Here is a 308-nt window from a genome sequence, read left to right as displayed (position 1 = left end):
CGGCATGACCGTGAGGACCTGGGCAATGGCGTGCGCCGAATGTCCCAGGACCGACCCCTTCTCGCCGGCACCGCCCTTCCCGACAGCACCGCCCTTCTCAGTTACCGGGGCCTTCTCGCCGACACCACCCTTCTCGTTGGCACTGCCTTTCCCACCAACCGGGGCCTTCTCACCAGCACCACCCTTCTCGTTGGCACTGCCTTTCCCACCAACCGGGGCCTTCTCGCCGACACCACCCTTCTCGTTGGCACTGCCTTTCCCACCAACCGGGGCCTTCTCACCAGCACCACCCTTCTCGTTGGCACTGC

General features: G+C 65.6%; 1 protein-coding gene. It reads left to right on the top strand.

Features of this window, described 5'->3' with window-relative positions; genetic code table 11:
* Positions 1-39: 39 nt before the first annotated feature.
* The coding region (locus ACZ7KI_RS32290; protein ID WP_470276814.1) for a hypothetical protein at positions 40-308 on the top strand (269 nt) is incomplete at its 3' end.

The sequence above is a fragment of the Amycolatopsis sp. NPDC039088 genome (genome assembly GCF_055598845.1).
Note: the sequence above shows the minus strand (reverse complement) of the source record. Positions and strands in the feature narration are given on the sequence as shown.